Origin of the sequence: Shinella sp. SUS2, from assembly GCF_001262505.1 — a bacterium.
Taxonomy (GTDB): domain Bacteria; phylum Pseudomonadota; class Alphaproteobacteria; order Rhizobiales; family Rhizobiaceae; genus Shinella.
The window spans coordinates 365,659-379,784 of the sequence record NZ_KQ410723.1 but is presented as its reverse complement, the minus strand read 5'-3'; the positions used below and the strand labels follow the sequence as shown (position 1 = coordinate 379,784).

Sequence of the window (14,126 nt, the reverse complement as noted above, 5' to 3'; positions counted from 1 at the left end):
TTCCGGCTGGCAGAACCGCTTCGACCTTTTGAACCGTTCAGGCGACGTCCCAGTGCAGCGGGAACATCGGGTCGAACACCGTTACAGGCCCGGCGCCCGTTTCGATCTTTGCCGGGAAAGCCACCGGCTCCGCACGCTTGACGAGGCGGATCGTCTCCTCGTTGACCGGCAGGCCATACCAGGCGGGACCGTTCAGCGAGGCGAAGGCTTCGAGCATGGGGAGAGCGCCGTCCTCCTCGAAGACGTGGGCAAGGCAGCTCATCGTGTTGATCGAGGTGTAGATGCCGGCACAGCCGCAGGCGCACTCCTTCAGCGGATCGACATGCGGCGCCGAATCGGTGCCGAGGAAGAAGCGCTTGTCGCCCGACGTCGCGGCCTTGCGCAGCGCCAGCCGGTGCTCCTCGCGTTTTGCGACGGGCAGGCAGTAGTAGTGCGGCTTGATGCCGCCAACGAGGATGGCGTTGCGGTTGATGATCAGGTGGTGCGTGGTGATCGAGCCGGCAAGGTTTGCCTTGGAGGACGTGATGTAGTCGATGCCGTTCTTCGTCGTCACATGCTCCATGGTGACACGCAGTTCCGGCAGGCGCGTGCGCAGCGGATCAAGCACGGTCTCGATGAACACGGCCTCGCGGTCGAAGATGTCGACTTCGGGCGTCGTCACCTCGCCGTGCACGCAGAGCGTCAGACCGATCTTCGCCATGCGCTCCAGGACGGGCATGGCCTTGTCCATGTTGCGCACGCCGCCATGCGAATTGGTCGTCGCGCCGGCGGGGTAGAGTTTGACGGCGCGGATCAGGCCGCTCCTGTAGCCGGCTTCGACGTCGTCGGGGTCGGTGTGCTCGGTGAGGTAGAGCGTCATCAGCGGTTCGAACCGGTCGCCCTTCGGAAGGGCGGCGAGGATGCGGTCGCGATAGGCGCTCGCATCCGCGGTGGTGACGACCGGCGGCACGAGGTTCGGCATGATGATCGCGCGGGCGAAATGGCGGCTGGTGTCGCCGATCACGCCTTCGAGCATGGCGCCGTCGCGCAGGTGCAGATGCCAGTCGTCCGGCCGGCGGATGGTGAGTTCTGTGGTCATCGGCGTAGCTCCCGCCCTTGGCTTTGCAGCGATCCCGGATGTGAAACGCTCTCGCATTCCTGCCGGGATTTCTCTGGCGGCTGCGATAGCATCCGTGGAGCGGAACGACAATCGTTTCAGAAGATGTCGATGGTGAGGTCCGCCGGGCGGGAATTTTCAAGGATGCGCTTTCCGTTCGGCAGGTCGTTGCCGTAGAGCTTGCGCTGGATTTCGTCTTCCGGCAGGTCGTAGCCGAGCCAGCGCCGGCGCAGCCGCTCCTCCAGCACCGCATAGGGCGGCCCGACGAAGATGGTGAAGTCGAATTTTTCTTCCAGCCGATCCCAGGGCGTTTCGGTCAGCAGCAGATAGTTGCCCTCGGCGAGCACGAAGCGCGTTTCGGCCGGAATGGCCCGGGCGGCGTTGATGGCGATCTCGCGCGTGCGGTCGAAGACCGGCACGAGCACCTCGTCCTCGGCTCTTTTCAGGGCTGTGACGATATCGATGAAGCCGCGGGCGTCGAAGGTTTCGGGCGCCCCCTTGCGCGGCAGGAGGCCGCGTTCGGAAAGAATGCCATTGTCCATATGAAAGCCATCCATCGGCAGGATCTCTGCCGTCTCGCCGCGGGCGAGAAGCCGCTCCTTGACGGCTTCGACCAGCGTCGACTTTCCGGCACCCGGCGGACCGGCAATGCCGAGCAGGAAGCGGCGCGCGTTTTCAGCGCGCCGCAGAAGGTCGTCCACGATCGTTTCGACCGTAGTCATGCCGCGATGGCCTCCGCAGGCAGCTTGGCGCCGGTCATGAAGGCGACGGCGTCGGACATGGTGTAGTCCTTCGGGTTGATGACCGTGAGCCGCCGGCCGAGCCGGTGGATGTGGATGCGGTCCGCTACCTCGAAGACATGCGGCATGTTGTGCGAGATCAGCACGATCGGAATGCCACGACGGCGGACGTCCAGGATGAGTTCCAGCACGCGCCGGCTTTCCTTGACGCCGAGCGCCGCCGTCGGCTCGTCGAGGATGATGACCTTCGAGCCGAAGGCGGCAGCGCGCGCCACCGCGACGCCCTGGCGCTGGCCGCCCGAAAGCGTCTCCACCGCCTGGTTGATGTTCTGGATGGTCATCAGCCCGAGCTCCGAGAGCTTGTCGCGAGCGAACTTCTCCATCGCCGTGCGGTCAAGCTTGCGGAACCACTGGCCCATGACGCCCGGTTTGCGGATCTCGCGGCCGAGGAACATGTTGTCGGCGATCGAGAGGGCCGGGGAAAGCGCGAGGTTCTGGTAGACCGTTTCGATGCCGGCGCCGCGGGCCTCGATCGGCGAGCGGAAATGCACCGGTTTGCCTTCGAGGCGGATTTCGCCCTCGTCCGGCGTGACGGCGCCGGAGATCGCCTTGATCATCGAGGACTTGCCGGCGCCGTTGTCGCCGATCACCGCAAGGATCTCGCCGGGATAGAGATCGAAATCGGCATGGTCGAGGGCGGTGACGCGGCCGTAGCGCTTGACGAGACCGCGGGCGGTGAGAATGGGTTCGAGTGCCATCAGCCTGCTACCTTTCTGATCCACTGGTCGATTGCGACAGCCGAGATGATGAGGACGCCGATCAGGAGATAGGTCCATTGCGGGTCCGTGCCGATGAGGCGAAGGCCGAGCGAGAAGACGCCGACGATCAGCGCCCCGAAGATCATGCCGAGGATCGAGCCGCGTCCGCCGAAGAGCGAGAGGCCGCCGATAACAACGGCCGTGATCGATTCGATGTTGGCGAATTGGCCGGCGGTCGGAGAGACCGAGCCGATGCGGCCGATGAGGGCCCAGCCAGCCAGCGCGCAGATGAGGCCGGACAGCGTATAGACCGAGACCAGCATGCGCTTGACATTGACGCCGGCGAGCTCCGCCGCGTCGGGGTCGTCGCCGACCGCGTAGACATGGCGGCCCCAGGCGGTGTGGTTCAAGACGTACCAGAGCAGCGCCACCAGTAGCACCATGGCGATGACGCCGTAGGTGAAGACGGCACTGCCGAGCTTGATGTTGTTGCCGAAGAATTGGAGGAGCGGCGCCTGCGAGGAAATATCCTGCGAGCGGATCGTTTCGTTGGCCGAATAGAGGAAATTCGAGGCGAGGATGATCTGCCACATGCCGAGCGTGACAATGAAGGGCGGCAGCTTCATGCGGGCGACCAGCAGGCCATTGATGTAACCGCAGAGGGCACCGCAGGCGAGGCCGCAAAGCACGGCAAGCGAGGGCGGCAGGCCGTAGCGGAAGGTGAACTGGCCCATCACGACGGAGGAGAGCACCATGATCGCGCCGACCGAAAGATCGATGCCGGCGGTGAGGATCACCAGCGTCTGCGCCGCGCCGACGATGCCGACGATCGCCACCTGTTGAAGGATCAGCGTCATCGTGAAGGCGGAGAAGAACTTGCCGCCGAGCACCGCGCCGAACACCGCGACCGAGATCACGAGCACGATCAGCGGCACCGCGGAGGGGCTGCCGTGCAGGAAATGCTGGAATTTCTGGATGGGTGTCTTGTCGTGCGTATCGAAGGAGGCGACCTGCGTCGCGCTGCCGGATAGCACCTTCTCGAATTCCTGCGAAGGCTGTGAGGCCGTCGATGTCTCACTCATGATTTTCCTCCCCTTCCGGTGCCGACCGTCGCGGCGTGCCGGATGAAATGGTGCGTGGACGCATCGGTAGGGCGCTTCGCGCACCTGCCGCCATCTGCGGGCGGTCTCCTCCCCAAGGTGAACCGGCTCGTGCCGTCGCCCGGGAAGAAAGGTGCCCATGTCTTGTTGCTGTTGTCAAAGCAGGGTCGGTATTTCCCGCGACCCAGACCGCGTCCGTAGCGGAAAGCCGGCCCGGTCAAGCCGGGCCGGCGGGGGCCTTAGCCCCAGCACTTGTCCTTGCCGGCCTTGGTGTCGATGGATTCGACGCCTGCTGCCGGCTTGTCGGTGACGAGCGTCACGCCCGTGTCGAAGAAGTCCTTGCCTTCGGTCGCCTTCGGCTTTTCGCCGGTGTCGGCAAACTTTTTGATGGCCTCGATGCCGAGGGCGGCCATCATCAGCGGGTACTGCTGCGAGGTCGCGCCGATGACGCCGTCTGCGACGTTCTGCACGCCCGGGCAACCGCCGTCGACGGAAACGATCAGCACGTCCTTTTCCTTGCCAACGGCCTTCAGCGCTTCATAGGCGCCGGCAGCGGCCGGTTCGTTGATCGTGTGCACGACATTGATGGACGGATCCTTCTGGAGAAGGTTTTCCATGGCGGTGCGGCCGCCTTCCTCGTTGCCGTTGGTCACGTCATGGCCGACGATGCGGGCATCGTCCTCGTCGCCGATCTTGGAAATGTCCTTCACGTCGATGCCGAAGCCCTTCATGAAGCCCTGGTTACGCAGCACATCGACCGAAGGCTGCGACGGCGTGAGATTCAGGAAGGCGATCTTTGCGTCCTTTGCGGCGTCGCCGAGCGTGGCGGCAGCCCATTTTCCGATCAGTTCGCCGGCGAGCAGGTTGTCGGTGGCAAACGTCATGTCGGCGCTGTCGAGCGGCTCGAGCGGCGTGTCGAGCGCGATGACGAGCAGGCCTGCCTCACGCGCCTTCTGCACGGAGGGAACGATGCCCTTCGTGTCCGAGGCCGCGATCAGGATGCCCTTTGCGCCGTCGGCAATGCAGGTCTCGATGGCCGCAACCTGGCTTTCCGAGTCGCCGTCGATCTTGCCGGCATAGGCCTTCAGCGTCACGCCGAGTTCCTTGGCCTTGGCTTCCGCGCCTTCCTTCATCTTGACGAAGAAGGGATTGGTGTCGGTCTTGGTGATCAGGCAGGCCGTGGTTTCGGCGGCTGCCGGCGAGGAGAAGGCGACGCCGAGTGCAAGCGCGCCGAGAGCGGCGGAAATGATGGTTTTCTTCATGGTATCCTCCCAAGGACGAAACGGGATGCGCCCCTCTCCTGGGGCGATCCGGTCGCAGGGTGGGCGGGCAGGTCTTCTGCCGGCCGATCCTCGCTTCCGTCCTCAAGAGAACACCAAAAGAAATGGCTGTCAATAAATAAATCGAATTGAATTATTAATTCGTTGTGGCATGCTGCAGGAAAGATCGGGCGAAAAGCCCCGCTGTGCGTTTCCGGTGGAAGAGCGGAACGCCAGCCGATAAGAGGACCGGAAAGGGTGCGCGACGCCCGGTCCGGAACGGGAGGAGACGATGATCAGAAAGGACGTGACGGCACATGCCGTGCCGGCCGAAATCCTCGATCCGAGCGGCGGTGCAAACCAGGTGCGCGTCCGGGCCTATAACGAACGCCTGGTCATGTCGCTGGTGCGGCGGCACGGCAGCCTGTCCAAGGCCGAGATCGCCCGGCGCAGCGGCCTTTCCGCCCAGACCGTCACCGTCATCATGCGCGCGCTGGAGGCCGAGGGGCTTCTGATGCGCGGCGAGCCGATGCGCGGCAAGGTCGGCCAGCCTTCCGTGCCGATGCGGCTCAATCCCGATGCTGTCTATTCCTTCGGCCTGAAGATCGGTCGCCGCAGCGCCGATCTCGTCATGATGGATTTTGTCGGCGGCATCCGCCGGCAGGTGCGCCGGACTTATCCCTATCCCATGCCCGGTCCGCTGCTCGCCTTCGTCGAGGAGGGCCTTGCGGAACTCGAAGCCGCCATCACGCCGGAAGAACGCGCCCGCATTGCCGGTTTCGGTGTCGCCGCGCCGTTCGAACTCTGGAGCTGGGCGAGTGAAGTCGGGGCGCCGCAGGCCGACATGGACCAGTGGCGCGGTGTCGACCTCGAGGCGGAGATCGCCAGCCGCGTGTCCCATCCTGTGGTGCTCCAGAACGATGCGACGAGCGCCTGCGCCGCCGAGCTCGTCTTCGGCCTCGGCCCGCAATATCCGGATTTCCTCTATCTCTTCATCGGCTCCTTCATCGGCGGCGGTGTGGTGCTGAACTCGGCGCTGTTCACCGGCCGCACCGGCACGGCGGGCGCCATCGGCCCCCTTCCCGTGCAGGGTCGCAACGGCGAGACGGTGCAGCTCCTGAAGATCGCTTCGGTCTATCGTCTGGAAAACCTGTTGCGCGAGCACGGCATCGATCCGAAGCCGCTGTGGTATTCGACGGATGGCTGGATCGATTTCGGCGCGCCGCTTGCAATCTGGATCGAGGACATGGCGGCCGCGCTCGCGCAGGCCGTCGTCGCCTCCGCCTCCGTCATCGACTTCTCTGCCGTCATCATCGACGGCGGTTTTCCCGCCTGGGTGCGCGAACGCGTGGTCGCGGCGACGCAGGCCGCCGTCGCCCGCCTCGATCTCCAGGGCGTCACCCTGCCGGAGATCGTCGAGGGTGCGGTCGGCAGTGCCGCGCGCTCGATCGGCGGGGCGAGCCTGCCGCTCTTCTCCCGCTATCTGCCGGACCACAACGTCCTCTTCAAGGAGCTTGCCTGAATGCTGAAAGGTCTTGACCCCATCCTGAGCCCGGAGCTGCTCGCCACGCTGCGTGCCATGGGCCACGGCGACGAGATTGCGATCGTCGACGGCAACTATCCGGGCGTCGAGCACGCCCGTCGTCTCATCCGCCTCGACGGCGTGCCGCTCATTCCCGTGCTGAATGCCGTGCTCTCGGTGATGCCGATCGATGATTTCGTCGAGGAGGCCATCTTCCGCTCCACCTACCGCCAGGACCGCGACACGCTGGAGCCCGTGCACCGCGAAATCATCGACTGCTGCGCCGGCCACGAGCCGGATCGCGCGGTGGTGCCGCTGGTCGGTGCCGACTTCTACGGCCGTGTGCGCGCTGCCCATACATTGGTGCAGACCAGCGAGCCGCGGCTCTACGCCAACGTCATCCTGCGCAAGGGCGTCATCTATCCGTGACGCCTGTTTCCCGCGGAACAGCGGGCGGCGGGGCGATGTGCGACCTTCTGATCACCGGATGAGAGAGGCTCATCCTTACCAGAGATCAGGAGAGACCCCATGCGCAAGATCATCGTTTCCGCCACCGTCGCCCTCGTTGCCGCCATCTCTTTTGCGGCGCCTTCCCAGGCCGGTTACTACAGCTACGGCTACGAGCCGTCCTGCTTCATCAAGAAGGTGAAGTCCTACGACTACTACGGCAACGTCATCATCAAGAAGATCCGCGTCTGCCACTGATCCCTTCCTTCTGCCGATCCTCCCCGACTTGCCCGGCTCGTAGGAGCCGGGTTCTTTCTGTTTCGGCTCTTCAATGCCCTTGAATGAAGCGGAGGCTCGTGTTTGTCTCGCGCGAGAATCGGGAAGCAGGAGTTTGGCATGCGGGTTCTGGTGGTTGAGAACGACAAGGTAACGCTGCTCGGGCAGATCGGCGTCGCGCTGGAAGAGGCGGGTGCCGAACTAGACCTCTGCCGCCCCCATGCGGGCGATGCCATTCCGGCGGATGATGCGGCCCACGATGCCATCGTCGTGATGGGCGGTCCGCAGAACGCCCGCGACGACGATCGCCACGCTTATCTCCCTGCACTCGCCGCGCTGATGCGGCGCTTCGGCGATGCGGACAAGTCCGTGCTCGGCGTCTGCCTCGGCAGCCAGCTTCTCGCCCGGGCCTATGGTGCGGAAAACCTGATCGGTGCGACGCCGGAATTCGGCTGGTGTACGGTCGCGCTGACGAAGGACGGTGCCGGTGATCCGGTTCTATCGGCGGCGGCTGGTGCGTTTCCGATCTTCCAGTGGCACAGCGATACGTTCACCCTGCCGGACAATGCCGTGCGCCTCGCCACCAATGGCGCTGCCGAGAACCAGGCTTTCCGCATCGGCCGCGCCACCTACGGCACGCAGTTCCATTTCGAGGCGAGCCGCGCCGTGGTGGACGGGTGGGTCGACACCTTCCCGCAGCTCATCGAAACGCTCCAGCCCGGCTGGCTCGAAAAACGCGCCGCGCTGGCCGATGAGAACGGCCCGAGCGCCGACGCGACGGGCCTTGCCATCGCACGGGCCTGGGTGGCGACGATTGCCCCCGTCGCAACGCGCCGGGTCGCCTGACGCGGCTTCGGATAGGGCGTCAGATCGCGGATATCGCTGCTGCAAAACGCGCGGCAGCGGCATCAAGGGTTTCGGGGGCAAAGCCGGAAAAGCCGATGACAAGGCCCTGCCGTGGCGGATTGGTGACGGCCATGGTCGAGAGCGCCCGGGCACCCAGCCCTGCGCGCGCGGCAATCTCCACAGCCTCCGTATCGGCAAGTCCAGTTGGCAAGCCGGCGACGAGGTGCAGGCCCTGGTCGGGCACGCCGACCGAAAGCGCGCCGGTCGCTGAAAGCCCTGCCACCAGCGCATCGCGCGCCGCCTGCGCCTGTCGCCGGGCGCGGCGCAGATGCGCGGCAAAATGGCCTTCGCGAAGAAGGTCGGTGAGGGCGGCTTCCGCCAGCGTCGGCGGGCTGCGGTCGCTGCGGCTGCGCAAGGCCACGACCGTCTCCAGCAGCGGATCGGGAATGACGGCATAGCCGAGCCGGAGGCCCGGGAAGAGCACCTTGGAGAAGGTGCCGAGATAGATCACGCGTCCGCTGTCGTCCATGCCCTGCATGGCGGCGAGCGGCGGCCCGGCAAAGCGGAACTCGCTGTCATAGTCGTCCTCGATGATCCAGCCGCCGGTCTCCCGCGCCCAGTCGATGAGGGCGAGCCGCCGGCGCATGCTCATTGTAACGCCGAGCGGGAACTGGTGAGACGGCGTGACGTAGATCGCGCGGGCGCCCGGTGCTGCCAGCGCGATATCCGCCCCCTCGCCATCCACGGCAAGGCCGGAGAGGACCAGACCGTTGCCGGAAAAGGCCGCCCGGGCGCTCGGATAACAGGGATCCTCGATCATCACCCGGTCGCCCGACGACAGCGCGCTGCGGATGACGAGATCTATACCCTGCTGCGTGCCGGTCGTGATGATGATCGAACGTGCCTCGCAGCGCACACCGCGCGCTTGCCGGAGATAGGCGGCGACCGCCTGGCGCAGCGCGTCGCCGCCACGTGGATCGCCATAATAGAAATGCTCCGGCCCCGGCCGGGCGAGATGGCGCCCGAGCAGCGTGCGGAACTGTTTCAGCGTGCGTGCATCGGCCATGGCGACGCCGAGTGTGCCTGGCAACGGCATTTTCGGGGCGCTGCTTTCCCGCTCGATGGGGGCTGAGGGTTTCAGGGTTGGCACCCGGTCGGCAACGAAGGTGCCGGCCCCGGTACGGGCGACGGCAAAGCCCTCGGCGATCAACGTTTCGAAGGCGGCGACCACGCTGCCGCGCGAGGTTTTCAGGCGGTGCGCGAGATCCCGTGTCGGCGGCAGCTTGCTGCCGGGCGGAATGTCCCCGGCCTCGATCAGCCGGCGCAGCTCACGGTAAAGCGACGGCGTCCGCCTGCCTGCTGCGGGAAGAACAGGAACGAGCGAGGACCAGTCTGGTAAAGTGGTCCTGATTTTTTGATCAGAATTGGTGCTTTTTCGATCCAATGCCATGGCGCACCATGGCGGCCTATCCTTTGAAAGGCAAGCCCTGCACATGAGCACCGAGACCGTCGCCTATCCCGTCACCCCGCGCAACCGCGTCAAGCGCATGCACGAGCGCGGCAGCTACGACCGTGAAAGCGTCTATGCCATTCTCGATGCGGCCATGCTCTGTCACGTCGCCTATGTCATCGAAGGCCAGCCCTATGCGACGCCGACGCTTTTCTGGCGCAAGGGCGATACGCTCTACTGGCACGGTTCCTCCGCCAGCCGCATGCTGCGCCACCTGAAGACCGGGACGCCCGCCTGTCTCACCGTCGCCCATCTCGATGGGCTGGTACTCGCCCGGTCCGGCTTCAACCATTCGGCCAATTATCGCTCTGCCATGTGCTTCGGCACGGCGCGTCTCGTCGAGGACCCGGAGGAGAAGATCGAGGCGATGCGCGATGTCGTCGACCGCTTCTATCCGGACCGCAGCACGCTGTTGCGCCCCATCACGCCACAGGAAGCCAAGGCGACGACGATCATCGCCATGCCGATCGACGAGGCGGCGGCCAAGGTGCGTGCCAAGGGCGTTGGTGACGACGAGGAGGATTTCGCCCTGCCGATCTGGGCCGGTGTCATTCCAGTCACGACGGTGCTCGGCCCTGTGCAGACCTGCCACCGGCTGGTCGAGGGCGTCGACATGCCCGACACGCTGTCGATCTTCCCGGAGGGCGGGCCACTGGATGCGGCACTCCTCACCGGCCAGCGGATCTACGAGGGCGTGTGAGGTTTTCACACCGCGTGTCAACGTGGTTGACAGCCGCACCGAACAGCTCTCCGGTGAAGCGGAACACCGGAGGGCAGATGAACGATATTCTGAAAGGCTACGCTGCCGCGGCGACGCCGGCGCTGATCGAGCGCTACGAGGCCTTCGATCCGGCGGCGCTCTATGCGCCCGTGCTCGACCTGCTGCCGCGGGCGCCGGGCCGTGTCGCCGATATCGGTGCGGGAACGGGGCGGGATGCGGCGTGGTTCGTCCGGCAGGGGCATACGGTTCTGGCGGTCGAGCCCGTACAGCCGCTCCGCGAGGCCGGCTTGGCGCGGCACGGCGATGTCGGCATCGTCTTTCTCGACGATGACTTGCCGCATCTTGCAAGGGTGCGGGATCACGGTCTCTTCGATCTCGTCACCCTCAACGGCGTCTGGCACCATCTCGATGCGCCTGCGCGCGCCGTTGCCCTGCCGGTTCTGGCCAATATGCTGCGACCTGGCGGCCGGCTGGTCTTTGCCTTGCGCCACGGGCCCGGCGCACCGGGAAGGCCGGCCTTCCGGCTCTCGGACGAGGAGACGATCGACGCCGCGGCGCGCTGCGACCTGACGCTGCTTCGAAGCCGCAAGGCCGAATCACACCAGGCGGGCAACCGTGCGCTCGGCGTGGACTGGACCTGGATGGTTTTTGAATGGAGTGGGGTGCGATCGCGGCCCTTGCCATGATGCGGCCGAGCGGCTAAACAGCTCTCGCGCTGGACGACCTGCGCCTTGTTCGTTCCGGGGACGGCCCCTCATCTCGCAATCGAGAGAGAAAGCCCCGCGTGAACCCTTCACACCCTCCCTTTTCGAAATCAGCCGCGCGGTTTTCGCGTGCCGCAGTCGCGGCGCGCACGCCTGTCGTGCGCCCTGAAGCCTTCCCGAGGATATCCGATGGCCGGACCCATTGAGCAATTCGAGATCAAGCCGCTTGTCCCGTTCGAGGTCGGCGGACTTGACCTCAGCTTCACCAATTCCTCTGCCTATATGGTGCTGACCATTGCCGCCGCGAGCGGCTTCCTGCTTTTCGCCACGCGCCGGCGCGGCCTGGTGCCCGGCCGCTGGCAGTCGAGCGCCGAAATGGTCTACGAGTTCGTCGCGACGACGCTCAGGGCCAATGCGGGTGAGCAGGGCATGCGTTTCTTCCCGCTGGTCTTTTCGCTCTTCATGTTTATCCTCGTCGCCAACCTCGTCGGCATGTTCCCCTATGCCTTCACGGTGACGAGCCACCTGATCGTCACTTTCGCGCTGGCCATGCTGGTCTTCTCCACGGTCACGCTTTACGGCCTCTTCAAGCACGGCACCCGCTTCTTCCGGCTGTTCGTGCCTGATGGCGTGCCGTTGATCCTGACGCCGATCATCGTGCCGATCGAGGTGATCTCCTACCTCTCGCGTCCCGTCAGCCATTCGGTCCGTCTGTTCGCCGTCATGCTCGCCGGCCATATCACGCTGAAAGTCTTCGCCGGCTTCGTCGTTTCGATGGGCAGCCTCGGCGCGCTCGGCGTCATCGGCGCCATCCTGCCCTTCGGTATGACCGTCGCCCTGACCGCACTGGAACTGCTGATGGCGGTCATCCAGGCCTATGTCTTCACCATGCTGACCTGCATGTACCTGAACGACGCGCTGCATCCCGGTCACTGAGGTCGGCGGCTCCGTGCTGTTTCGGCACAGGGCCGCGATTCCGGCATTCACGGTATGGAAAGGGCGGTCGTGTAGAAGGGCACCAGTTTTAAAGGGGCGCCTCTCATGCAGATTGCCGGCATCATGAACACGGCCCGCGAGGGCATGGCGACGGAAACTGCGCGCATCGAGAGAGCCGCACGCACCATCGCAGGCGCCGCTTCTCCGGCCGCAGGCGATCCGGCGCAGGATGTGCTGGACCTTGTCTTTGCCGAAACCGGTTTTCGTGCCAATGCGGCGGTCTTCGAAACGGGAGCCGACCTCTGGGAGGTCCTGGCGACGATCAAGCGGGATTGAGAAAAGAAAAGGGAGGCCGGAGCCTCCCTTTTTGTCTTATTCGTCGCCCATTTTGAGCGCGGCGATGAAGGCTTCCTGCGGAATCTCCACCTTGCCGAACTGGCGCATACGCTTCTTGCCGGCCTTCTGCTTGTCGAGCAGCTTGCGCTTGCGGGTGGCGTCGCCCCCGTAGCACTTGGCGGTGACGTCCTTGCGCAGCGCCGAGATCGTCTCGCGGGCGATCACGTTGCCGCCGATGGCGGCCTGGATCGGGATCTTGAACATGTGCTTCGGGATCAGCTCCTTGAGCTTCTCGCACATGTCGCGACCGCGCTTTTCCGCCGCCATGCGGTGCACCATCATGGACAGCGCATCGACCGGCTCGCCGTTGACGAGGATCGACATCTTCACCAGATGGCCTTCCTTGTGGTCGGTGATCTGGTAGTCGAACGAGGCGTAGCCCTTGGAGATCGACTTCAGGCGGTCGTAGAAGTCGAAGACGACTTCGTTGAGCGGCAGGTCGTAGGTCAGCATGGCGCGGGTGCCGACATAGGTCAGCTCGATCTGGATGCCGCGGCGGTCCTGGCAGAGCTTCAGGATGCCGCCGAGATAATCGTCGGGCGTGAGGATCGTCGCGCGGATCCACGGCTCATGGATTTCCGAGATCTTCACGACGTCGGGCATGTCTGCCGGGTTGTGCAGCTCGCGTTCGGACCCGTCGGTCATGAACAGCTTGTAGACGACCGAGGGGGCCGTCGCGATCAGGTCCAGATCGAACTCGCGCTCCAGGCGTTCCTGGATGATTTCGAGGTGCAGAAGGCCGAGGAAGCCGCAGCGGAAGCCGAAGCCGAGCGCGGCCGAGCTTTCCATTTCGAACGAGAACGAGGCGTCGTTGAGACGCAGCTTGCCCATTGCCGAGCGCAGGTCCTCGAAATCGGCGGCATCGACCGGGAAGAGGCCGCAGAAGACGACAGGCTGGGCCGGCTTGAAGCCGGGCAGGGCCTTTGCCGTCGGGCGCTTGTCTTCGGTGATCGTGTCGCCGACGCGCGTGTCGGCCACTTCCTTGATCGAGGCGGTGATGAAGCCGATCTCGCCCGGGCCGAGCGAATCCATCGCCACCATCTTCGGTGTCAGCACGCCGACGCGCTCGATCGTGTACTTCGCATCCGTGCCCATCATGCGGATGGTCTGGCCCTTGCTGATGCGACCTTCGATGACGCGCACGAGAACCATGACGCCAAGATAGGTATCGTACCAGCTGTCGACCAGCAGCGCCTTCAGGGGGGCCTTCTCGCCGCCCTCGCTCTTCGGCGCGGGCAATCGCTGGACGATGGCTTCGAGCACATCCGGGATGCCGAGGCCGGTCTTGGCGGAGATCAGCACGGCTTCCGACGCGTCGATGCCGATGACCTCCTCGATCTGTTCCTTGATGCGGTCGGGCTCGGCGGCCGGCAGGTCGATCTTGTTGAGCACGGTGACGAGCTCGTGATTGTTGTCGATCGCCTGGTAGACGTTGGCGAGCGTCTGGGCCTCGACCCCCTGGGAGGCATCGACGACGAGCAGCGAGCCCTCGCAGGCCGACAGCGAGCGCGAGACTTCGTAGGCGAAGTCGACGTGGCCGGGCGTGTCGATGAGGTTCAGCACATAGGTCTCGCCGTCGTTCGCCTTGTAGTGCAGGCGCACGGTCTGGGCCTTGATGGTGATGCCGCGCTCGCGCTCGATATCCATGTTGTCGAGGACCTGCTCCGACATCTCGCGGTCGGCAAGGCCGCCGGTCGACTGGATCAGCCGGTCGGCAAGCGTCGACTTGCCGTGGTCGATATGGGCCACGATCGAGAAGTTGCGGATATGGTCGAGGGGCGTCGAATTGTTGGTGCTCATGCGCGCCATATAGCA

15 protein-coding genes are annotated in these 14,126 nt (G+C 65.0%); 8 read left to right on the top strand and 7 right to left on the bottom strand.

The features are described 5' to 3' along the window. Positions 1-37: 37 nt before the first annotated feature. From pyrC to AKG11_RS01795, 5 genes are all read right to left on the bottom strand, one after another. Positions 38-1,078 (bottom strand): dihydroorotase, encoded by a 1,041-nt coding sequence (gene pyrC / locus AKG11_RS01815; protein WP_050742739.1) that lies wholly within the window; start codon positions 1,076-1,078, stop codon positions 38-40. Between the two features lie 116 nt (positions 1,079-1,194). After that, a complete protein-coding gene (locus AKG11_RS01810) occupies positions 1,195-1,818 on the bottom strand; it encodes a nucleoside triphosphate hydrolase (protein ID WP_050742738.1) in 624 nt (207 codons plus the stop codon). Next, positions 1,815-2,594, bottom strand: a complete 780-nt coding sequence (locus tag AKG11_RS01805; protein WP_023512747.1) for an ATP-binding cassette domain-containing protein — start codon at positions 2,592-2,594, stop codon at positions 1,815-1,817. The genes AKG11_RS01810 and AKG11_RS01805 overlap by 4 nt, the downstream gene beginning before the upstream one ends. Next, positions 2,594-3,676: an ABC transporter permease gene (locus AKG11_RS01800; protein ID WP_023512746.1), complete on the bottom strand. Its 1,083-nt coding sequence runs from the start codon at positions 3,674-3,676 to the stop codon at positions 2,594-2,596. The genes AKG11_RS01805 and AKG11_RS01800 overlap by 1 nt, the downstream gene beginning before the upstream one ends. 257 nt (positions 3,677-3,933) lie before the next feature. Then, positions 3,934-4,956, bottom strand: coding sequence for a sugar ABC transporter substrate-binding protein (locus AKG11_RS01795; RefSeq protein WP_023514907.1), 1,023 nt, complete (start codon positions 4,954-4,956; stop codon positions 3,934-3,936). 289 nt (positions 4,957-5,245) lie between these two features. Here AKG11_RS01795 and AKG11_RS01790 point away from each other — a divergent pair, with 289 nt between their 5' ends. The 4 genes from AKG11_RS01790 to AKG11_RS01780 all read left to right on the top strand — a co-directional run bounded on the left by AKG11_RS01790 (position 5,246) and on the right by AKG11_RS01780 (position 8,044). Then, the gene (locus AKG11_RS01790) at positions 5,246-6,475 is read left to right on the top strand and encodes an ROK family transcriptional regulator (RefSeq protein ID WP_050742737.1); all 1,230 of its coding nucleotides are present in this window, start codon (positions 5,246-5,248) and stop codon (positions 6,473-6,475) included. Beyond that, a complete protein-coding gene (locus AKG11_RS01785; RefSeq protein ID WP_050742736.1) occupies positions 6,476-6,904 on the top strand; it encodes an RbsD/FucU family protein in 429 nt (142 codons plus the stop codon). A gap of 99 nt (positions 6,905-7,003) precedes the next feature. Next, positions 7,004-7,180: a hypothetical protein gene (locus tag AKG11_RS34335; RefSeq protein ID WP_023514910.1), complete on the top strand. Its 177-nt coding sequence runs from the start codon at positions 7,004-7,006 to the stop codon at positions 7,178-7,180. Positions 7,181-7,318: 138 nt separating this feature from the next. Then, positions 7,319-8,044, top strand: a complete 726-nt coding sequence (locus AKG11_RS01780; RefSeq protein WP_050742735.1) for a type 1 glutamine amidotransferase — start codon at positions 7,319-7,321, stop codon at positions 8,042-8,044. Positions 8,045-8,063: 19 nt separating this feature from the next. On the opposite strand, the gene AKG11_RS01775 is transcribed toward AKG11_RS01780, so the two are convergent. Continuing rightward, positions 8,064-9,494, bottom strand: coding sequence for a MocR-like pyridoxine biosynthesis transcription factor PdxR (locus AKG11_RS01775; RefSeq protein WP_050742734.1), 1,431 nt, complete (start codon positions 9,492-9,494; stop codon positions 8,064-8,066). 43 nt (positions 9,495-9,537) lie between these two features. Between AKG11_RS01775 and AKG11_RS01770 the strand changes: the two genes are divergently transcribed. From AKG11_RS01770 to AKG11_RS01755, 4 genes are all read left to right on the top strand, one after another. Next, positions 9,538-10,254, top strand: a complete 717-nt coding sequence (locus tag AKG11_RS01770; RefSeq protein WP_023514913.1) for a pyridoxamine 5'-phosphate oxidase family protein — start codon at positions 9,538-9,540, stop codon at positions 10,252-10,254. 77 nt (positions 10,255-10,331) lie between these two features. Continuing rightward, complete coding sequence (locus AKG11_RS01765) at positions 10,332-10,961, top strand: class I SAM-dependent methyltransferase (RefSeq protein WP_023514914.1); 630 nt, start codon at positions 10,332-10,334, stop codon at positions 10,959-10,961. Positions 10,962-11,168: 207 nt separating this feature from the next. After that, complete coding sequence (locus tag AKG11_RS01760; RefSeq protein WP_050742733.1) at positions 11,169-11,915, top strand: F0F1 ATP synthase subunit A; 747 nt, start codon at positions 11,169-11,171, stop codon at positions 11,913-11,915. A 105-nt stretch (positions 11,916-12,020) separates the two neighbouring features. Further along, entirely contained in the window at positions 12,021-12,251 is a 231-nt protein-coding gene (locus AKG11_RS01755) for a hypothetical protein (protein ID WP_023514916.1), read from the top strand. 36 nt (positions 12,252-12,287) lie between these two features. Here the strand turns inward: AKG11_RS01755 and lepA are convergent, their stop codons facing one another. Then, entirely contained in the window at positions 12,288-14,120 is a 1,833-nt protein-coding gene (gene lepA / locus AKG11_RS01750; protein WP_024270155.1) for a translation elongation factor 4, read from the bottom strand. Between the last annotated feature and the right edge of the window lie 6 nt (positions 14,121-14,126).

Bases quoted from the DNA above. Each gene is read 5' to 3' on its own strand.
- AKG11_RS01805 (WP_023512747.1), bottom strand. From the start codon at position 2,594: ATGGCACTCGAACCCATTCTCACCGCCCGCGGTCTCGTCAAGCGCTAC.
- AKG11_RS01755 (WP_023514916.1), top strand. From the start codon at position 12,021: ATGCAGATTGCCGGCATCATGAACACGGCCCGCGAGGGCATGGCGACG.
- AKG11_RS01800 (WP_023512746.1), bottom strand. From the start codon at position 3,676: ATGAGTGAGACATCGACGGCCTCACAGCCTTCGCAGGAATTCGAGAAG.
- lepA (WP_024270155.1), bottom strand. From the start codon at position 14,120: ATGGCGCGCATGAGCACCAACAATTCGACGCCCCTCGACCATATCCGC.
- AKG11_RS01795 (WP_023514907.1), bottom strand. From the start codon at position 4,956: ATGAAGAAAACCATCATTTCCGCCGCTCTCGGCGCGCTTGCACTCGGC.
- AKG11_RS01765 (WP_023514914.1), top strand. From the start codon at position 10,332: ATGAACGATATTCTGAAAGGCTACGCTGCCGCGGCGACGCCGGCGCTG.
- AKG11_RS01760 (WP_050742733.1), top strand. From the start codon at position 11,169: ATGGCCGGACCCATTGAGCAATTCGAGATCAAGCCGCTTGTCCCGTTC.
- AKG11_RS01780 (WP_050742735.1), top strand. From the start codon at position 7,319: ATGCGGGTTCTGGTGGTTGAGAACGACAAGGTAACGCTGCTCGGGCAG.
- AKG11_RS01775 (WP_050742734.1), bottom strand. From the start codon at position 9,494: ATGGCATTGGATCGAAAAAGCACCAATTCTGATCAAAAAATCAGGACC.
- AKG11_RS01770 (WP_023514913.1), top strand. From the start codon at position 9,538: ATGAGCACCGAGACCGTCGCCTATCCCGTCACCCCGCGCAACCGCGTC.
- pyrC (WP_050742739.1), bottom strand. From the start codon at position 1,078: ATGACCACAGAACTCACCATCCGCCGGCCGGACGACTGGCATCTGCAC.
- AKG11_RS34335 (WP_023514910.1), top strand. From the start codon at position 7,004: ATGCGCAAGATCATCGTTTCCGCCACCGTCGCCCTCGTTGCCGCCATC.
- AKG11_RS01810 (WP_050742738.1), bottom strand. From the start codon at position 1,818: ATGACTACGGTCGAAACGATCGTGGACGACCTTCTGCGGCGCGCTGAA.
- AKG11_RS01785 (WP_050742736.1), top strand. From the start codon at position 6,476: ATGCTGAAAGGTCTTGACCCCATCCTGAGCCCGGAGCTGCTCGCCACG.
- AKG11_RS01790 (WP_050742737.1), top strand. From the start codon at position 5,246: ATGATCAGAAAGGACGTGACGGCACATGCCGTGCCGGCCGAAATCCTC.